Source organism: Pseudonocardia nantongensis, from assembly GCF_046546495.1.
Taxonomy (GTDB): domain Bacteria; phylum Actinomycetota; class Actinomycetes; order Mycobacteriales; family Pseudonocardiaceae; genus Pseudonocardia; species Pseudonocardia nantongensis.
In genome coordinates, this window is sequence record NZ_JBKGXT010000003.1 from 126,249 (window position 1) to 142,557 (window position 16,309).

Here is a 16,309-nt window from a genome sequence, read left to right on the forward strand (position 1 = left end):
AGACCAGCAGGTCTCGGGTTCAGATCCCGAGGTCAGCCCGGGCGCCGGTGGGCCCGCTTCACCTCACGGTCGACGGCCCAGGCGTCACCGACCGGCCCGAGGTGCCCGAGCTTGTCGGGGTTGAGCACCGCACGGATGGCCTGGATCCGCCCGTCGAGCACCTCAAGGACCATGGTGTGGAGCACCCGGCCGTCCCGGTCGCGGAAGATCGCGCCGGGCTGACCGTTGACCTCGTGCGGCTCGTGTGACACCCCGACCTCGGCCATCCGGGGGAAGGCCGTGCCGAGCAGCCGGGCCACCTTCTCCGCGCCCACGACGGGTCTGGTCCACTGCGGGGCCTTGCCACCGCCGTCCCCGACCAGCGCCACGTCGGCGGCCAGCAGCTCCTGCAGCCCGCCCACGTCGCCGTCGGTCAGCGCGTCGAAGAACCGTGCCGCCAGGCCCTGCCGCTCCTGCCGGTCGGCGTCGAACCGCGGCCGTCCGGCCTCCATGTGCCTGCGGGCCCGCGTCACCAGCTGCCGGCAGGCCGCCTCGGTCCGCCCCACGACCTCGGCGACCTCGTCGAACCCGAAGCCGAACACCTCCCGCAGCACGAACACCGCCCGCTCCAGCGGGCTGAGCCGTTCCAGCAGCAGCAGCGCCGCCATCGACACCGAGTCGGCCAGTTCCGCTGCCCGCGCCGGGTCCTGGTGCGGGTCGTTCAGCAGAGGCTCGGGGAACCACGGGCCCGGGTACTCCTCCCTCCGCACCCGGGCCGAGCGCAGCAGGTCGATCGAGATCCGGGTGACCGCGGTCGACAGGAAGGCCTTGGTCGATGTCGGCCGGGTCGTCGTGCGGTCGAAGCGCAGCCAGGTCTCCTGCACCGCGTCCTCGGCCTCCCCGACACCGCCCAGGATCCGGTAGGCGATCGAGAACAGCAGCGGGCGCAGCTCCTCGAACTCCTCGACCTTGCTCATGGCGGGCCCCCCGGGTCGCCGACGTCGTTCAGCGGAACTGACCGGGCTCGTAGTCGCCCGCCGCCGGCTGCCGGGCGATGACGTTGAGCCGGTTCACCGCGTTCATGAAGGAGACGTGGATGACCAGGGCGGTGAGCTGCTCGTCGTCGTAGTGCTCGGCGGCGTGGGCCCACACCTCGTCGCCGACCCCGCCGGCCGCGTCCGCGACCCGGGTCCCCTCCTCGGCCAGCTCCAGCGCGGCCCGCTCGGCCTCGGTGAAGACCGTGGTCTCCCGCCACGCCGCGACCAGGTTCAGCCGCACCGCGGTCTCGCCGTGGGCGGCGGCGTCCTTGGTGTGCATGTCGATGCAGACCGCGCAGCCGTTGATCTGGCTGACGCGCAGCGACACCAGCTCCTGCGTGCGGGCCGGCAGCGGCGACTCCTTGACCAACCTGCCCGCCGACATGACGTGCTTGAGGGCCTTGCCGGCGGTCGGGTCGGCGAAGTAGTCCAGTCGCGCGTCCATGGTGTGCTCCTCCGTGTCTTCGGTGCCTACACCTACTGAGACGAGCCGGACGAGCGTCCTGTGACATGGACGGATGTGACCTGCAGGTCAGGTGGACGAGCACGTCGACGCCGGACACGGCGGCGCCGAGGTCCCCGGAGGACCTCACGTGTCGTAGCGGGTGTAGGTCGCCTCCATCGTCCCCGCGGGGTCCAGCTCGGCCAGGATGGCGTCGCCGATGGCGGCCAGCTGGTCGACCTGCTCGTCGGTGAGCGTGTCGATGACATGACGCCGGACGGCGACGACGTGGCCGGGCGCGGCGTGCTGCACCGTCGCCCAGCCGTCGTCCGTCAGCCGGACGTTGGTGGTCCGGCGGTCCTCCGGGTGCGGGCGGCGCTCGACGAGACCCCGGCCCGAGAGGCGCGTCACGACGTGGGAGAGCCGGGGCAGCGTGGCGTTGACCTGCCGGGCCAGCTCGGTCATCGGCAGTGCCCGGTCGTGTGCCTCGGAGAGCATCGCCATCAGCTGGTACTCGAACTCGGTCACGTCGGCGTCGTGGCGGAGCTGGGCGTCGAGCACGCCCGGGAGCAGCTCGGCCACCGCCCGGAGGCGGATCCAGGCCCGCAGCTGCCGTCGGTCCAGCCAGGGTGTGGTCACGGTCATGCCCTCCAGGGGAATGGTTGAAGCGACAACCTTGCTTCAGCTGATGTCAGTTGTAGCAACAACCAATCTCCCGGAACAGGAGCATCGTCATGGCCCACGTGAGCATCATCGGCACCGGAAGCATGGGATCCGCCATCGCCGGCGTCGTCGGCAGGGGCGGCAACACCGTCGAGCTGTACGGCTCGTCCGACGCGGACAAGCCGGTCACCGGCGACGTCGTCGTCCTCGCGGTGCCGTACGGGGCGGTCGCCGAGGTCGTCGCCCAGCGTGCCGAGCAGCTCGCCGGCAAGATCGTCGTCGACATCACCAACCCGGTGGACTTCACGACGTTCGACTCCCTCGTCGTCCCGGCCGACGGGTCGGCCACCACCGAGATCGCCGCCGCGCTGCCCCGGTCCCGAGTGGTGAAGGCTTTCAACACCACCTTCGCCGCCACCCTGACCTCGGGCGCCGTCGGCGCCGAGCCGACGACCGTGCTGATCGCCGGCGACGACGCCGACGCCAAGGCCGCGGTGGCCGGGATCGTCACCGCGGGCGGGCTGCGTGCCGTCGACGCCGGGTCGCTGCGCCGGACCCGTGAGCTGGAGGCGCTCGGCTTCCTGCAGATCAGCCTCGCGGCCGGCGAGAAGATCGCCTGGACCGGCGGGTTCGCCGTCGTCCCCTGAAGCGCGCCGTTCTGCACCACGCTGGTTCCCCCACCACGCCGCCTCCCGAACCACGGCAGAGACCGAGGAGCTCCCATGACCACGCCCCGCCCCACGACGACCGCGCTCGCCGACGCCCGCATCCCGGCGGCGCACCCGTTCGCCGAGCACCTGCGGCGCGTCGCCGCCCTCGACGCCGCGGAGCCGCTACGGCCGTGGACGCCGCAGGACGGTCCGCTGCCCGGGCTCTTCCTGTCCCACGGCGGTGGCCCGCTGCCCTTCGAGGACCCGGACTGGCTCGGCCCGCTGCACGACTGGGCCCGCTCGCTGCCCCGGCCGAAGGCGATCCTGGTGGTCTCCGCGCACTGGGAGTCCGCGCCGTTGTCGGTGAGCGCCGACCGGCCCGACGAGCTGGTGTACGACTTCGGCGGCTTCGACCCGATGTACCACGCGTTCCGCTACGACACGCCCGACGCCGGTGAGCTGGCGCGCCAGGTCGCCGGCCTCATGCCGGACACCGAGCAGCCGCACCGGCACAACCGGCGCGGGCTCGACCACGGCGCCTGGGTCCCGCTGAAGATCATGTATCCGGCCGCGGACATCCCGGTGCTGCAGCTGAGCCTGCCCACCGACGACCCGGACCGGCTGCTGGCCGTCGGCGAGCGGCTGCGTCCGCTGCGCGAGCAGGGCGTGCTGGTGATCGGCTCGGGGCACATGACCCACGGCATGCCGTACCTGACCCGGGAGATGTTCCTGGAGAACCAGGTGCCCGGCTGGTCGGCCGACTTCGACGCCTGGGCGAGCGAGGCGCTGGATCGCGGTGACGTCGCCGAGCTCAGCCGCTTCCGCACCGCCGCCCCGGGGATGCCCTACGCGCACCCGACCGTGGAGCACTTCACGCCGCTGTTCCTCACGCTCGGTGCGGCCACCGACCCCACCGCGCCGGTGACGACGACCCTCGACGGCTACAGCGTCGGCTTCTCCCGGCGGTCCTTCCAGGTGGCCTGAGCAGCCGGGCCGGCCGGGCCGCGGCCCGGTCTCGGTCGTCACATCGGCAGGACCCCTCCCGGGTGCGCCGGTAATCTCGACGGGTTCGGCGGCCGCGACCGGGTGGCCGCCCTCCGCACGCCTGGCCCACGGAAAGTGGCGATGTCCCGTCCTGCTCTGCTCCCGTCCCTGTCCGGCTACCGGATCCCGTCCCCGGGCGTGCTGCGCACGGAGGTGCTCGCCGGCCTGGTCGTCGCGCTGGCGCTGATCCCGGAGGCGATCGCCTTCTCGATCATCGCCGGGGTGGATCCGAAGATCGGTCTCTACGCCTCGTTCACGATGGCCGTGGTGATCGCCTTCTGCGGTGGCCGGCCGGCCATGATCTCCGCCGCGACCGGGGCCGTCGCCCTCGTCGTGGCCCCGCTGGCGCGCGAGTACGGCGTCGAGTACCTGGTCGCAGCCGTCGTGCTGGGCGGGGTGATCCAGGTGGCGCTGGCCACCGCGGGGGTCGCCCGGCTGATGCGGTTCCTGCCGCGCAGCGTGATGGTCGGTTTCGTCAACGCGCTGGCGATCCTGATCTTCATTGCGCAGCTGCCGCATCTGGCCGGGGTGCCGTGGGCGGTCTACCCGCTGGCGGCCGCCGGGCTGGCGATCCTCGTGGCGTTGCCCCGGTTGACCACGGTGGTTCCCGCCCCGCTCGTGGCCATCGTGCTGCTGACCGCCTTCACCCTGATCGCGGGCGTGACCGTGCCGACCGTGGGAGACCAGGGGGAGTTGCCCGACGCGCTGCCGGTGCTCGGGCTGCCCGCGGTGCCGTTCACGGTCGAGACACTGAGGATCATCGCCCCGTACGCGCTCGGGATCGCCCTGGTCGGGCTGCTCGAGTCGATGATGACCGCCAAGCTCGTCGACGACCTCACCGACACCCATTCGGACAAGACCCGCGAGGCCTGGGGCCAGGGCATCGCCAACGTGGTCACCGGCTTCTTCGGCGGCATGGGTGGCTGCGCGATGATCGGCCAGACGATGATCAACGTGAAGTCCGGTGCGCGCACCCGGCTCTCGACCTTCCTGGCCGGGTCGTTCCTGCTGGTCCTGGTCGTGGCGCTGGGCGAGCTGGTCGGCCTGATCCCGATGGCGGCCCTGGTCGCGGTCATGGTCATGGTGTCGGTGTCGACCTTCGACTGGCACAGCATCCGCCCGGCGGTACTGCGCCGGATGCCGCGCAGCGAGACGACGGTGATGCTGTCGACGGTCGTGGTCACCGTCGTCACCGACAACCTCGCCTACGGCGTCGGGGTGGGCGTGCTGGTCGCGATGGTGCTCTTCGCCCGCCGGGTCGCGCACCTGGTCGAGGTCACCTCGACGCTCGACCCCGACGGGACGAAGGTCTACCGGGCGAGCGGCCAGCTCTTCTTCGCGAGCAGCAACGACCTGGTGTTCTCGTTCGACTACGCGAACGACCCGGAGCATGTGGTGATCGATCTGTCGGACGCCCATATCTGGGACGCCTCGACGGTGGCCGCCCTCGACGCGATCACGACCAAGTACGCCGCGCGCGGCATCGAGGCGACCGTCACCGGGATGAATCCGGACAGCCGGTCCCGGCACGAGCGTCTCGCCGGCTACCTGAGCGGCGGCCACTGACCCCACCGGCGGGCCGGGCCGTCCCGACCTCGTCGAACGCCTCCCGCAACGCTTCCCGGACCTCCCTGATCGCCGGGCGGGACGCGGCCGCCCGGCGCGCCGAGGTGAACAGCTCACGGTGTGCCGGCCCGGGCAGCTCGATCAGGCGGATCCCGTCGGTGTTGGCGGTCCACACCAGGTCCGGGAGCAGGCTCACCGCGTGCCCGGCACGTACGAGGTGCACGTGGATCTCCAGGTCGGCCGAGTCGAACCGGATGTCCGGCTCGAACCCCGCGGCCCGGCACTGCTGCACGGCCCAGTGGCGCGCGGCGGTCTCCTCGGGCTCCATGACCCACGGGACGCTCCGCGTGTCGGCGATCCCGTCGATGCCCGAGCCGTCCGGGACGGCCAGCCGTACCGGGTCGGTGCCGAGGACCTCGCGGTCGAGCCGGTCGCGGTACGCCCGGGTGTGACCGGGGTACTGCTCGGCGATCGCCAGGTCGAACCCGCGGGCCTCGAGCTCGGTCAGCCCGGTCTCCGGCGGGACGACCGAGGCCTCGACACGCAGGTGCGGCGCGGACGTGCGCAGCCGGCTCAGCGCCCGGGGGAGCAGGGCGCGCCCGGCGGTCTCCAGGGTCGCGACGCGCACCGGTTCCTCGATCGGGTGCGACGACTCCAGCTCGCTCCGCACGCCCTCCTCCAGGTCGAGGACCTGCGCCGCGTGCCGGGCGATGCGCTGCCCGTGCGCGGTCAGGCGGATGCGGCGGCCGTCGGGTTCGAAGAGGCGGACACCGACCTCGTCCTCGAGCTTGGCCAGCTGCGCGGACACGCTCGACGGGCTGTAGTCCAGCGTGCGCGCCACCGCGGTGACCGTCTCGCGGAGCCGCAGCTCGTGCAGGAGACGGAGCCGGTGGAGATCCCACATGACGTGACCCTTCGGAGAATCCGAACAGTAAGGTTCGGTTGTCGTCGCTTCATTCGAAGTATGGGGCCTGGAACTCTCCTCGGCGAACAGTGCCGACCGCGGTGGCGGCACGCGGCGGCGGAGGGAGCCGAGGTCATGAGCACGAATCAGATGTCCGGATCAGAGACAGCAGATGCTGTGGTCATCGACGAGGCGCTGGTCGACGACGCCGTCACCCTGGTCCGCCGCTGGCTGGAGGCGAGCCGCGACGAGCCGGTGGACGCCTCGGCCCGCCGGCTCGCCGGTGTGCTGCGCGACCCGAACGGGCTCGCGTTCACGGTCGGGTTCGTCGACGGGGTGATCCGGCCCGAGGACCCGCGTGCGGCCGCCCGGCACCTGGCCTCGCTGGTGCCGATCACGCCGCGCTTCCTGCCGTGGCCGCTGCGGGCCGCGATCCGGGCCGGGGCCGTCGTCGGTCGCGTGCTGCCCGGCGTCGTGGTCCCGATCGCGCAGGCGTCGCTGCGGCGGATGGTGCGCCATCTGGTCGTCGACGCCTCCGACCGCAAGCTCGGCCCGGCGATCACCCGGATCCGCCGCGACCGGGGCGGTGCCCGGCTCAACATCAACCTGCTCGGTGAGGCGATCCTCGGCGAGGGCGAGGCCACCCGCCGGGTGGAGGGCACGCGGCGGCTGCTCGACCGCGACGACGTCGACTACGTGTCGGTCAAGGTGTCGTCGACGGTGGCGCCGCACGACCCGTGGTCGTTCGACCGGGCGGTCACCGACGCGGTCGAGGCACTCGTCCCGCTGTACCGGCAGGCGCGCACGGCGCCCGGCGGTCCGAAGTTCCTCAACCTCGACATGGAGGAGTACAAGGACCTCGACCTCACCCTCGCGGTCTTCACGACCCTGCTGGACCGGCCCGAGTTCGCCGGCCTGGAGGCCGGGATCGTCCTGCAGGCCTACCTGCCCGACGCGCTGTCGGTGATGATGCGACTGCAGGAGTGGGCGGCCTCCCGGGTCGCCCGCGGCGGCGCCCCGATCAAGGTCCGGGTGGTGAAGGGCGCGAACCTGCCGATGGAGCAGGTCGATGCCGAGATCCACGGCTGGCCGCAGGCGACGTGGGGCAGCAAGCAGGAGTCCGACGCCTCCTACAAGGCGGTCCTCGACTACGCGTTGCGGCCCGAGCACACCGCGGCGGTGCGGGTCGGCGTCGCCGGCCACAACCTGTTCGACATCGCGCTGGCCTGGCTGCTCGCCCGGCGCCGGGGCTGCGCGGACGGCATCGAGATCGAGATGCTGCTGGGCATGGCCACCGCACAGGCCGCCGCCGTGCACGCCGACGTCGGATCGTTGCTGCTCTACACGCCCGTGGTGCACCCCGCGGAGTTCGACGTCGCGATCGCCTACCTGATCCGTCGGCTGGAAGAGGGCGCGTCGCACGAGAACTTCATGTCGGCGGCCTTCGACATCGGCGACGACGCCGGCCTGTTCGAGCGGGAGAAGCAGCGGTTCCTGGCCTCGGTCGCCGCGATGCCGGCCACGCCGCCGGTCCCGAACCGGAACCAGGACCGCACCCGCCCCGAGCCGCCCGCGCCGGTGCACGGGTTCACCAACACTCCCGACACCGACACCGCGGTCGCGGCGAACCGGGGATGGGGCGCGGAGATCCGATCCCGGATGCGGGACTCCGTGCTCGGCGAGCGGACCGCGGCGCAGGGCGTCGTCAGAACCGGCGCCGAGCTGGACGGGATCGTGACCGGTGCCCGCGCCGCCGGCGAGGAGTGGCGGGCGCTCGGTGCCGACAAGCGCGCCGAGATCCTGCACCGGGCGGGCGACGTCCTGCAGGCGCGGCGCGCGGACCTGTTGGAGGTCATGGGCTCGGAGTGCGGAAAGGTGCTCGAGCAGAGTGACCCGGAGGTCAGCGAGGCGATCGACTTCGCGCACTACTACGCCGAGGCCGGGCGCGGGCTGGAGGCCGTCGAGGGCGCCCGGTTCACGCCGCCGAAGCTGACCGTCGTGACGCCGCCGTGGAACTTCCCGGTGGCCATCCCCGCCGGGTCGACGCTGGCCGCGCTCGCGGCGGGCTCCCCGGTGGTGATCAAGCCGGCCGATCCCGCGCGGCGCTGCGGGGCCGTGATCGCCGAGGCGCTCTGGGAGGCCGGTGTCCCGCGGGACGTGCTGCGGTACGTCCAGCTCGACGAGAACGACCTCGGCCCCGAGCTGATCGCGCACCGCTGCGTCGAGCAGGTGATCCTCACCGGCGCCTACGAGACCGCCGAGATGTTCCGCTCGCTGCGTCCCGACCTGCCGCTGCTGGCCGAGACCAGCGGCAAGAACGCGATCATCGTGACGCCCAGCGCGGATCTGGACCTCGCCGCGCGCGACGTGGCCCGCTCGGCCTTCGGGCACGCCGGGCAGAAGTGCTCGGCCGCCTCCCTCGTCGTGCTGGTCGGTTCGGTCGCGACGTCGAAGCGGTTCCGCCGCCAGCTCGTCGACGCGGTGGCCTCGATGCGGGTCGGCCCGCCGTGGGACGAGAGCACCCAGGTCGGCCCGCTGATCGGCCCGGCGGGAGGCAAGCTGCTCTCCGCGCTGACCACGCCCGGGCCGGGGGAGCGCTGGGTGCTCGCCCCGGAGCGCCTCGACGACGACGGCACGCTGTGGCGACCCGGGATCCGCGAGGGCGTGCGCCCCGGCTCGGAGTACCACCTCACCGAGTACTTCGGACCGGTCCTCGGGATCATGACCGCGGAGACCCTGGACGAGGCGGTCGCCCTGGTCAACCGGATCGACTACGGGCTGACCTCCGGGCTGCACGCGTTGGACTCCGACGAGATCGGCAGCTGGCTGCGCGCCGTCGAGGCGGGCAACCTCTACGTCAACCGGGGCATCACCGGTGCGATCGTCGAGCGCCAGCCGTTCGGCGGGTGGAAGAAGGCCTCCGTCGGCACCGGCACCAAGGCGGGCGGCCCGAACTACCTGATCGGCCTCGGCGCCTGGACCGACGACCCGGTCCCCGCCGGCGCCGCCGACCGCGGCGACGACGCGCTCGCCGGCCGGGTGCTCGGCGCCGCCCGCGCGGCCGGGATCGGCGACGACGACCTGGCGTGGCTGGCCGGTGCGCTGCGCACCGACGTCACGGCCTGGCGGGACGAGTTCGGCGTCGTCCGGGACGCCACCGGCCTGACCTGCGAGCACAACGTGCTCCGCTACCACCCGATCCCGGTCACCGTCCGCTACGGCGGCGCTCGCCCCGCCGAGCTGCTGCGGATCGTCGCGGCCGGCGTCCGGGCCACCGCCCCCGTCACGGTGAGCACGGCCGAGCCGCTGCCCGCGGTGCTGCACGAGGCGCTCGTCGGGCTCGGCGCGTCGGTGCGGCACGACGACACCGGTGCCTGGCGCACCCGGGCCCGCGAGCTGGGCGTCGCGGGCGGCAGGCTCCGCCTCGTCGGCGCCCCGGCGGACGAGGTCGTCGCGGCCACCGGCGGCTCGCCCGCGCTGGCCGTGTACGACGGGCCGGTCGTCACCGCCGGCCGGGTCGAGTCACTGACCTTCCTGCGCGAGCAGGCCGTCTCGGTGACCGCACACCGGTTCGGGACGCCCCACCCCTACGACGTCCCGGCCGCCGTCCCGGTCGCCCGGTAACACCTGCCCGGACGAGCGAAGGAGCTCACCGATGCCGGACCAGACCTTCCAGATCACCGCCCTCGTCGTCTACTTCGCGGTGCTGCTCGGTATCGGCTTCTACGCCTACCGCCGGACCGTCGACCACGAGGGCTACATGCTGGCCGGGCGCCAGCTCGGGCCGGGAACGGCTGCGCTGAGCGCCGGTGCCTCGGACATGTCGGGCTGGCTGATGATGGGCCTGCCCGGCGCGATCTACGCGTCCGGCCTGATCGAGGCGTGGATCGCGATCGGCCTCACCTGCGGGGCGTACCTGAACTGGCGCTTCGTCGCCCCGCGGCTGCGGTCCTACACCGAGGTCGCGCAGAACTCGATCACCATCCCGAGCTTCCTCGAGAACCGGCTGCACGACACCTCACGGGCGCTGCGGGTCACCTCGGGCGTCATCGTCCTGGTGTTCTTCACGTTCTACGTGTCGTCGATGATGGTGGCGGGTGGCGAGTTCTTCCGGCTCGCCTTCGGCGGCTCCTACCTGACCGGCATGGTCGTCGTCGCCGCCGTGACCCTGGTCTACACGGTGATCGGCGGGTTCCTCGCGGCGTCGCTGACCGACGTCGTCCAGGGTGTGATGATGATGGTCGCGCTGCTGGTCGTGCCGGTCCTCGCGATCGGCGCGGTCGGCGGCCCGGGCGAGGTGGCCGCGGGGGTCCGCGAGGTCGACCCGTCGCGGCTGTCGCTGCTGGGCGGGGAGGCGCTCTCCCCGATGAGCCTGCTCGGCGTCGTCTCGGCCCTGGCCTGGGGTCTGGGCTACTTCGGCCAGCCGCACGTCATCGTGCGGTTCATGGCCATGCGGGACGCCGCGTCGGCCGGCCCGGCACGCCGGATCGGGATGACCTGGATGATCGTCTCGCTGCTCGGTGCGGTCGCCTGCGGGGTGATCGGCATCGCGTTCTTCCACCGGACCGGCAACACGCTGGACAACCCGGAGCTGGTGGTGCTCGCGATGTCGCAGACCCTGCTGCATCCCCTCGTCGTCGGCCTCGTGTTCGCCGCGGTTCTGGCGGCGATCATGAGTACCGTGTCCAGCCAGCTGCTCGTCAGCTCGTCGGCGTTCGTCGAGGACCTCTACAAGATCGTTCGCCGGGACGCCTCGCCGCGCACCCTGATGACGCTCGGCCGGGTGTGCGTGCTGGCCGTCGCCGTGGTCGCGGGCGTGCTCGCGATCGACCCGAGCGACACCATCCTCGACCTGGTCGGGTTCGCCTGGGCCGGCTTCGGGGCCTCGTTCGGCCCGGCGATCCTGCTGTGCCTGTTCTGGCGCCGGCTCACCAACCGGGGCGCGCTGGCCGGCATGATCACCGGTGCGGTCACCGTCTTCGTGTGGGACGCCTACGGCCCGCTGGTCGCCGGGGCCGAGCTGTACGAGATCGTGCCCGGCTTCGGGGTGAACGTGCTGGTCGCCGTCGTCGTGAGCCGGTTCACCTGGACCGCCGACCCGGCGATCGAGCGCGAGTTCGACGCGGCGGTCGCCGGCGCGGGGCCCCCGAAGGTCACGGCCTCGTAGCGGGACGCCCGGACCGGGGCTCGGGCGGGCCTCGCCGAGGGGTGTCGCTGCGGGGTGTTGCTGCGGGTGTCACTGCGCGGTGTCACTGCGCGGTGTCACGGACCCTCGCCGAGCCCCCGATACAGCTCCGGCCGCCGGTCGGCCAGGTACGGCGTGTCCCGCCGGGACGCGTCCAGCGCTGCCCGGTCGAGGTCGGCGACGAGCAGCTCCTCGTCCCGCCCCGCCCGGGCCACCGGCACCCCGGACGGTCCGGCCACACAGGACAGGCCACCGTAGGTCAGCGCGCCCTCGCGGCCGACGTAGTTGGCGTAGGCCACGTACACCTGGTTCTCGTACGCCCTGGCCGGCACCAGCACGTCCGGCACCACGTCGTAGTCGAGCATGTTCGCTGTCGGGACGAGCACGACGTCCGCTCCCCGCAGCGCCAGCCCGCGCACGATCTCCGGGAACTCGGCGTCGTAGCAGATCAGCAGGCCCAGGTTCCAGCCGTGGAGCTCCACCACGTCCGGTGGGACCGGTGACGCGCTGAACGAGGTCCGATCCAGGTCGCCGAACAGGTGGGTCTTGCGGTACGCGGCGAGGCGCGCCCCGTCCGGCCCGACCAGCTGCACCGCGTTGTACACCGTGTCCCCGGCGCGCTCGGGGTAGCCGTAGACCACCGCGACGCGGTGCGCGCTGGCGAGCGCGGAGACCTGGTCGAAGGACGGCCCGCCGGCCGGCTCGGCGAGCGCGCGGACGGCGCCCGCGCCGACGTCGTAGCCGGTCAGGAACATCTCCGGCGTGACGACCAGGTCGGCGCCGGACCCGCACGCCGGCTCCAGCCTGCGCAGGTTCCCGGCGACGTCGCCGGGGTGCGACTCCGCCTGCAGCAGCGCGATCCGCATCAGTCCGGCAGCTCCAGCGGTGCCAGCTCGGCGAACCGGTCACCGGGGCCCGGGTTCCGCGGGGCGGCGGCCCCGCCGAGGTGGTGCAGGATCCCCCAGACCGCGTTCAGCGCGGTCTGCACGGCGCCCTCCGCCCACGCCGGCGTCCAGGACACGTCGTCGCCCGCCATGAAGATCCCGCGTTCGGCGGGCGGCAGGCCGTCCTGCACGAAGTGGCAGTACATCCGCCGGTTGTAGCGGTAGTGGCCGGGCAGCGCACCCTTGAACGCGCCGAGGCTGTGCGGGTCCGACTCCCAGGTCACGGTGATCGGGTCGCCGATGACGTGCGCGGCGACGTCGACGTCCGGGTAGATCTTCCGCAGGGCCCCCAGCGCGAGGTCGACCCGCTTATCGACCGGGTAGGGCAGCATCTTCAGCGAGTCACTCATCCACGAGTACGACAGGCAGATGACGCCGGGCCGGTCGTCCCCGTTGTCGAACAGGTAGGTGCTGCGGGTGAGCCGGTCGGTGAGGGTCATGCTCATGACGTCGCGCCCGGTGACCGGGTCGGCGTCGCGCCAGAAGGGCCGGTCGACCATCACGAACGTCTTCGTCGACTGCATGTAGCGGGTCCGGTCGAGCGCCATCCAGAGTTCCTGGCTGAACAGCGACTCGTCGGTCTCGATCTGGGTGGACAGCAGCCAGCTCTGGCAGGTGGTGAGCACGGCCGGGAAGTCCCGGGTGCCGCCGTAGACATCGGTGACCCGGATCGTGTCGGCGTCCACCCGGTGGATCCGTGCGACACCGGGGCGGGTCCCACCCCCGTGCAACGACGACAGGCTGGTTCCCGCAGGCCAGTGCGCGGAGTCGTCCGGGGCCCGCCGCCACAGTCCCTGCGGGACCTGCTCCACCCCGCCGGCGACGAGCAGCTGGTCCTCGTCGCACGCCGTCGTCACCACGCGCAGGATCTCCAGCATCGAGTTCGGGAAGTCGGAGTCCCACCCGCCGGTGCCGAAGCCGACCTGCCCGAACGCCTCCCGGTGCCGGAAGCTCAGCTCGGAGAACGCCTTCGAGGTGGACACGAAGTCGTAGAAGGTCCGGTCGTCCCACTGCGGGACCAGCTCGTTCCACCGCCGCTTGAGCGCGGCCGTGTCCCGGTTCCGGATCGCCTGCTGCAGCCCCTCGAACCCGGCGCCCTCCTCCAGTGCCGACGCCCACGCGTCGGCGACCTCGGTGAAGAACGGCGGCAGGTCCGCCAGGGTGCGGCCGTAGTACGTCTCGCCGTGCAGGTCGATCACCGTGCTGCCGGAGGCCGGCGTGAGCGGGTTCGGGAACGGCTCGGTGCGCAGCCCGAGCAGGTCCACGTAGTGGTGGAACGCGGTGGACGAGCGCGGGAACCGCATCCCGCCGAGCTCGGCCACGACGCCGTCGGTCCCCTCGAACGGCTGCGACCGCAGCCGCCCGCCCAGGTGCGACGGCTCGTACACCACCGGTCGCAGGCCCAGCCGCATCAGCTCGTAGGCCGCGACGAGCCCGGCGATCCCGGCGCCCACGATCGCGACCTCGGTCCCGAGCCGGTCCGGTGGCACCCGGCCGAGCCCGGCCGGGTGCGAGATCCAGTCGTCGAACGGGAACGGGAAGTCCGGGCCGAAGGCGGTCACCGGGCGGTCGGGACTCATGGCGTGGCTCCTCGGGGGTCGGGCCGGGAACCGTACCGATCCGGCGGTGTCCGGATCAGCCCCGGCGCGAGCGCACCAGCCCGGTCACGATCCGCTGGTAGGCGGTCGGCAGCACCCGGGCCATCCCGTCGATCGCCCAGGCGTCCGGGCCGATCAGGACCCGCCGCCGGTCGCGCCGCACCCCGTCCAGGATGGTCCGGGCGGCCCGGTCCGGGGTCGTCATGAACAGCTTCTCGAACTCGGCGGTGGCGGCCGCGGCGTCCTGCCCGGTCGCCTCGGTCACGCTCGCGTGCACCCGGGCCGCCTTCGCGATGTTGGTCTTGATCCCGCCCGGGTGCACGCAGGTCGCCGACACCGGTGACCCGGTCAGCTCCAGGTCCTGGCGCAGCGACTCGGTGAACCCGCGCACCGCGTACTTGCTGGCGTTGTAACCGCTCATCAGCGGCTGGGCGGCGATGCCGAAGATGCTGGACAGGTTGACCACGTGCCCTTCGCCGGCCGCGGTCAGGTGCGGCAGGAACGCCTTGGTCCCGTGCACCACGCCCCAGAAGTTGATGTCCATGATCCAGCGGTAGTCGTCGAGCGAGAGCGCCTCGACCGTCCCGGACAGCGCGACGCCGGCGTTGTTGACGACCAGGTGCACCCCGCCGTGCTCGGCGACCGTCGCGTCGGCCCAGCCGTACACCGCCTTCTCGTCGGCGACGTCCAGCTCGGTGGTGGTCACCCGGACCCGGGAGCCGGCCAGCGCGGCGGTCTCGGCGAGGCCCACCGCGTCCCGGTCGGCGAGCGCGAGGTGGCAGCCGTCGGCGGCGAGCCGGAGGGCGAGGGCCCTCCCGATGCCGGACCCGGCCCCGGTGACGGCAGCGGTGCGGTCGGTCAGGGTCTCCATGCGGCGGCACACTACCTACTCCCGGGTAACCGATACGACACCGACGCCGTCGCCTACATTCGGGACCGTGGACGGGACCGGACCGCCGGGGCCCGCGGCGCTGCGCCGCCGACCCGGCCGGCTGCTCTGGGAGCAGCTGCTCGGCGACCTCCGCCGCCGGCTCGACGCCGACGAGTTCACCGCAGGCTTCCCCGGCGAGGTCGCGCTGACCGAGGAGTACCGGGTCAGCCGGCACACCGTCCGCCAGGCGGTGAAGGTGCTGCGCGACGAGGGCCGCGTCGTCGGGACCCGTGGACGGCCGTCCCGCCAGGCCGAGCCGGAGGAGACGGTGCAGCGGCTCGGCGCGCTCTACAGCCTCAACGAGTCGGTGCGGGCGATGGGGCTGGAGCAGCGCAGCGTGGTGCGGGCGCTCGGGGTCCGGGCCGACGGCGTCGTCGCGGCCCGGCTCGGGCTGGAGGAGTCCACCCCGCTGGTGCACCTGGAACGGCTCCGGTTCGCCGGCGGTGCCCCGCTGGCGCTGGACCGGGTGTGGCTGCCGTACGACCTGGCCGCGCCGCTGCTCGACGCCGACTTCCGGACCGGTGCCCTCTACGAGCGCTACGCCGAGCTGTGCGGCGTCGTGCTGACCGGGGGCGGGGAGACCGTCCAGCCGGTCCTGCCGACCCGGGCCGAGCACCGGCTGCTCGGCGGCAGCCCGTCCACCGCGGCGTTCTCGGTCCGCCGGCTCGGCACGGGCAAGGGCCGGGCCGTCGAGTGGCGGCACACGCTGGTCCGCGGCGACCGCTTCGTGCTGCGCGCCGACTTCGACCGCAAGGACGGCTACCAGCTCGAGCTGCTCGCCGCGCCGGACGGCCGGGACCCCCGGCGCTGACCCCTCAGGCGGCCGCCGCCTGGACCACCTGCGGCCGGTAGCTCTCGATGACCGTCATGAACTCGGTGTGCTCGGCGGCGGGCACGCCCAGGAAGTTCAGCGTGGCGGCGATCTCCATGGCGACGGCGTCGAACTGCGCGTCGTCGATGTGCAGGGTGTCGTGCGCCTGCACCATGTCCTGGCCGGGGTAGCACTGCGGGCCGCCGGCGGCCTGGATCGACCAGGCCGTGACCAGGAACTTGTAGCCGGCCGCGTTGGCCGGGTCGCCGTGGTGGGCGTGCACCGCCTCGTTGGCGTTGACCGAGGCGTTCGCGAACAGGCGGTCGACGAGGACGTCGACCGCGCCGGCGATGCCGTAGACGCCGCCCAGGCGCTCGAAGAGGGTCTGCTCGGCCATTTCCGGCCTCCACTCCGTTGTGGTCCTGCGGTTCGGGACAGGTGATCGCGTGATGGCGGTCACCGCCACGGTGGCCCGCGGCCGGGTGTCAGTCAATAGTGCACAACCGAATACGGCGGAATCCCGTCCGGTCGGACAGGGCGGGTGCCGGCCGGACA

The 16,309-nt window shown here is 72.8% G+C and carries 14 protein-coding genes; 6 read left to right on the forward strand and 8 right to left on the reverse strand.

The window, feature by feature from the left end:
- Positions 1-32 precede the first annotated feature (32 nt).
- The 3 genes from ACLFMI_RS04370 to ACLFMI_RS04380 form a co-directional block, all read right to left on the reverse strand.
- Positions 33-956, reverse strand: a complete 924-nt coding sequence (locus ACLFMI_RS04370) for an RNA polymerase sigma-70 factor (protein WP_410946420.1) — start codon at positions 954-956, stop codon at positions 33-35.
- A gap of 28 nt (positions 957-984) precedes the next feature.
- Positions 985-1,461 carry a carboxymuconolactone decarboxylase family protein gene (locus ACLFMI_RS04375; RefSeq protein WP_410946421.1) on the reverse strand — a complete coding sequence of 159 codons (477 nt, stop codon included), beginning with the start codon at positions 1,459-1,461 and terminating at the stop codon, positions 985-987.
- Between the two features lie 144 nt (positions 1,462-1,605).
- Positions 1,606-2,103 carry a MarR family winged helix-turn-helix transcriptional regulator gene (locus ACLFMI_RS04380; RefSeq protein ID WP_410946422.1) on the reverse strand — a complete coding sequence of 166 codons (498 nt, stop codon included), beginning with the start codon at positions 2,101-2,103 and terminating at the stop codon, positions 1,606-1,608.
- Between the two features lie 89 nt (positions 2,104-2,192).
- Between ACLFMI_RS04380 and ACLFMI_RS04385 the strand changes: the two genes are divergently transcribed.
- From ACLFMI_RS04385 to ACLFMI_RS04395, 3 genes are all read left to right on the forward strand, one after another.
- Positions 2,193-2,768 (forward strand): NADPH-dependent F420 reductase, encoded by a 576-nt coding sequence (locus tag ACLFMI_RS04385; protein WP_410946423.1) that lies wholly within the window; start codon positions 2,193-2,195, stop codon positions 2,766-2,768.
- Positions 2,769-2,843: 75 nt separating this feature from the next.
- Positions 2,844-3,755, forward strand: a complete 912-nt coding sequence (locus ACLFMI_RS04390) for a dioxygenase family protein (RefSeq protein ID WP_410946424.1) — start codon at positions 2,844-2,846, stop codon at positions 3,753-3,755.
- A gap of 141 nt (positions 3,756-3,896) precedes the next feature.
- Positions 3,897-5,381, forward strand: coding sequence for a SulP family inorganic anion transporter (locus ACLFMI_RS04395; RefSeq protein ID WP_410946425.1), 1,485 nt, complete (start codon positions 3,897-3,899; stop codon positions 5,379-5,381).
- On the opposite strand, the gene ACLFMI_RS04400 is transcribed toward ACLFMI_RS04395, so the two are convergent.
- The gene (locus ACLFMI_RS04400; protein ID WP_410946426.1) at positions 5,311-6,285 is read right to left on the reverse strand and encodes a LysR family transcriptional regulator; all 975 of its coding nucleotides are present in this window, start codon (positions 6,283-6,285) and stop codon (positions 5,311-5,313) included. The genes ACLFMI_RS04395 and ACLFMI_RS04400 overlap by 71 nt on opposite strands.
- 135 nt (positions 6,286-6,420) lie before the next feature.
- Between ACLFMI_RS04400 and ACLFMI_RS04405 the strand changes: the two genes are divergently transcribed.
- On the forward strand, positions 6,421-9,909 hold the full coding sequence (locus tag ACLFMI_RS04405; protein ID WP_410946427.1) for a bifunctional proline dehydrogenase/L-glutamate gamma-semialdehyde dehydrogenase: 3,489 nt from the start codon (positions 6,421-6,423) through the stop codon (positions 9,907-9,909).
- 31 nt (positions 9,910-9,940) lie between these two features.
- Entirely contained in the window at positions 9,941-11,452 is a 1,512-nt protein-coding gene (putP, locus tag ACLFMI_RS04410) for a sodium/proline symporter PutP (protein ID WP_410946428.1), read from the forward strand.
- Positions 11,453-11,547: 95 nt separating this feature from the next.
- Here putP and ACLFMI_RS04415 read toward each other — a convergent pair whose 3' ends face one another.
- From ACLFMI_RS04415 to ACLFMI_RS04425, 3 genes are read right to left on the reverse strand one after another with little or no spacing between them, the layout of a single operon-like run.
- Complete coding sequence (locus ACLFMI_RS04415) at positions 11,548-12,336, reverse strand: carbon-nitrogen hydrolase family protein (RefSeq protein ID WP_410946429.1); 789 nt, start codon at positions 12,334-12,336, stop codon at positions 11,548-11,550.
- The gene (locus tag ACLFMI_RS04420) at positions 12,336-13,994 is read right to left on the reverse strand and encodes a flavin monoamine oxidase family protein (protein ID WP_410946430.1); all 1,659 of its coding nucleotides are present in this window, start codon (positions 13,992-13,994) and stop codon (positions 12,336-12,338) included. The genes ACLFMI_RS04415 and ACLFMI_RS04420 overlap by 1 nt, the downstream gene beginning before the upstream one ends.
- 55 nt (positions 13,995-14,049) lie before the next feature.
- A complete protein-coding gene (locus ACLFMI_RS04425) occupies positions 14,050-14,883 on the reverse strand; it encodes an SDR family NAD(P)-dependent oxidoreductase (RefSeq protein WP_410946431.1) in 834 nt (277 codons plus the stop codon).
- A 67-nt stretch (positions 14,884-14,950) separates the two neighbouring features.
- On the opposite strand from ACLFMI_RS04425, the gene ACLFMI_RS04430 reads away from it, so the two are divergent.
- Positions 14,951-15,754: a GntR family transcriptional regulator gene (locus ACLFMI_RS04430; protein WP_410946432.1), complete on the forward strand. Its 804-nt coding sequence runs from the start codon at positions 14,951-14,953 to the stop codon at positions 15,752-15,754.
- Positions 15,755-15,758: 4 nt separating this feature from the next.
- On the opposite strand, the gene ACLFMI_RS04435 is transcribed toward ACLFMI_RS04430, so the two are convergent.
- Positions 15,759-16,151 carry a group I truncated hemoglobin gene (locus ACLFMI_RS04435; RefSeq protein ID WP_410946433.1) on the reverse strand — a complete coding sequence of 131 codons (393 nt, stop codon included), beginning with the start codon at positions 16,149-16,151 and terminating at the stop codon, positions 15,759-15,761.
- Between the last annotated feature and the right edge of the window lie 158 nt (positions 16,152-16,309).